Genomic DNA, 2,592 nt, shown 5'->3' with positions numbered 1-2,592 from the left:
GAAATTGATATACCTGAAGGCGAATTTATTTAAAATAATGCGGCCAATATTAATATCGTATGGTTTGCTTTTCTTTTTCTTTACAGTAGGTTTACCAGAATCGAAGTAGTTTATAATGAAATCGAGATTAGAAGACTTATCTTTGAAATCCTTTAGGAAAAACTGCCCATTGTTAATTTGAAGGGTATTGATATCAATGATCTTTTTATCAATGGATAATTGATTAATATCCACCATAAATTGTGGTGTGCTTAGTAAAGTGTCTTTTTGTAAATCTAAAACCAATAAATCTTCGAGTACAATAGATTTAAATGGCTTGATGTAGAGACTCTTGATTGATACGGTGGTTTTAAGCTCTTTAGATAAATATGCGGCAGCCTTCTGCGCAAAATAAGTTTGAACAGGCTTAAATTGTAGCGAAAAAATAAGAAGCGCAAACAGCAGAATTATTGATGCGATTACCCAAAGGAGTATTTTAAATAGTTTTTTAATAATTTTGCAGCTTAAATATTAATAATTTGTCTGTTATACTTGCTATCGAGTCTTCTTGCGATGATACATCCGTTGCTATTTGTAACAACGGCAAAATTACTGCCAATGTTATTGCAAACCAAACAATTCATCAAAATTATGGTGGTGTTATACCTGAATTAGCTTCAAGGGTACATCAACAAAATATTGTGCCTGCCGTACAACAAGCTTTAATTAATGCTAAAGTTACAAAACAGGACATTAATGCTGTCGCTTTTACACGTGGCCCCGGCCTTTTAGGATCGTTACTGGTTGGTGTTTCTTTTGCAAAATCTTTTGCATTAGCTTTAAATATACCTTTAATTTCTGTTAATCATATGCATGCGCACATCTTAGCGCACTTTATTGATGATCCTAAGCCAGGTTTTCCATTTATCTGTTTAACCGTTTCGGGCGGGCACACACAGATTGTGCTGGTAAAAGATTACTTTGATATGGAAATAATTGGCGAAACATTGGATGATGCTGCGGGTGAAGCTTTTGATAAAACTGCTAAATTACTGGCTTTGCCTTATCCGGGAGGGCCGCTGATCGATAAACATGCACAGCATGGAAATCCTTTGGCCTTTAAATTTGCCGAACCGCAAATTGCCGATCTGAATTTTAGCTTTAGTGGTTTTAAAACTTCTATCCTGTATTTTATCAGGAAGCAGGAAAAAGAGAACCATAATTTTATTGCCGAAAATTTAGATGATATTTGCGCATCGGTTCAACATAGCATTGTGCAAATTTTGCTGAATAAGTTAAAGAAAGCGGCAAAACAATACGGAATTAATGAAATTGCTATTGCAGGAGGTGTTTCGGCGAACTCCGGTTTAAGAAATGGATTACAGCAAACAGCCGACGAACTGGGCTGGAAGGTATATATCCCCGCTTTTCAATACTGTACAGATAATGCAGGGATGATTGCCATAGCAGGCTACCAGAAATACCTGAAACAGGATTTCGTAGGACAGGATGTTTCGCCAATGGCGAGAATGGAGTTTTAATTTTGGTTCATTGGTCATTGGTTCATTAGTAAATAGTTAATTGCCTAGAGTAGTTGACTGTTAACGGTAAACTGGCAACTGAAAACCGGTTAATTCCCTCGTTCGTCATTGCGAGGAACGAAGCAATCTTACTACGGTGGTTAAGGCAATGTACCTCCGTGTTTCTGTGCTTCCGTGGCAAAAAACTGTAAACCGCCAATTGAAAACTGGCAATGAGAATTGTTTAAATTGAATTTATATATATGACTGGAGCATCGTTAATATTTTGGATTGTTTGCGCGATACCGCTAATCGGTATTTTATATTGGTTGATCAGAAATGACAAAAACAAACTAAAAGGAAGCTGGGGGGTGATTATTTTAGGTGCTTTGGTTATTGCCGCACTTTTGGTAATTGTGTATGTAACCAAAGATTTTAACGCCATTTTTAGCCAGAATTAATAACGGTGCCTTTTCAATAAAGGCCTGTGCTATAAAATATTATAACATATAAAGCAAAACGCCCTGCTAAAAATATTTAGCAGGGCGTTTTTAATATTATTGAATTTAAGATAGGCTTATTTCTCAGCCAATTTATCGCCGGTTACTTCGGCTTTAATTTTAATTTCTAATTCTTCTGCAAGTTCAGGGTTGTCGCTTAACAATTGTTTTACGGCGTCTCTACCTTGGCCAAGTTTGGTATCTCCGTAAGAGTACCAAGAGCCTGCTTTTTTGATGATGCCGAAGTCAACACCTAAATCTACAATCTCTCCGTTTTTAGAAATACCTTCACCAAACATTACATCAAATTCTGCAATGCGGAAAGGTGGAGCCACTTTATTTTTAACGATTTTTACTTTCACACGGTTACCGGAAACTTCATCAGAATCTTTGATCTGTGATATACGACGGATATCTAAACGTACCGATGCATAAAATTTCAACGCATTACCACCGGTTGTGGTTTCAGGGTTGCCGAACATTACACCAATTTTATCACGTAATTGGTTAATGAAAATACAGCAACATCCGGTTTTCGAAATTGTTCCGGTTAATTTACGTAGCGCCTGACTCATTAAACGGGCGTGTAAACC

4 protein-coding genes are annotated in these 2,592 nt (G+C 36.7%); 2 read left to right on the top strand and 2 right to left on the bottom strand.

Going from position 1 to position 2,592, the window contains the following annotated elements; translation table 11 throughout:
- A partial coding sequence (locus AC1DND_RS25415) for a hypothetical protein (protein ID WP_477585318.1) occupies positions 1 to 303 on the bottom strand: 303 nt, incomplete at its 3' end.
- Between the two features lie 215 nt (positions 304 to 518).
- On the opposite strand from AC1DND_RS25415, the gene tsaD reads away from it, so the two are divergent.
- Positions 519 to 1,520 carry a tRNA (adenosine(37)-N6)-threonylcarbamoyltransferase complex transferase subunit TsaD gene (gene tsaD / locus AC1DND_RS25410; RefSeq protein WP_477585317.1) on the top strand — a complete coding sequence of 334 codons (1,002 nt, stop codon included), beginning with the start codon at positions 519 to 521 and terminating at the stop codon, positions 1,518 to 1,520.
- A 242-nt stretch (positions 1,521 to 1,762) separates the two neighbouring features.
- Positions 1,763 to 1,960 (top strand): hypothetical protein, encoded by a 198-nt coding sequence (locus tag AC1DND_RS25405; protein ID WP_108199335.1) that lies wholly within the window; start codon positions 1,763 to 1,765, stop codon positions 1,958 to 1,960.
- 116 nt (positions 1,961 to 2,076) lie between these two features.
- Here AC1DND_RS25405 and AC1DND_RS25400 read toward each other — a convergent pair.
- The coding region (locus AC1DND_RS25400) for a recombinase RecA family protein (RefSeq protein WP_477585316.1) at positions 2,077 to 2,592 on the bottom strand (516 nt) is incomplete at its 5' end.

It is taken from the genome of Pedobacter sp. 01N416, assembly GCF_056399685.1.
This window is presented reverse-complemented; position numbering and strand designations above follow the sequence as displayed.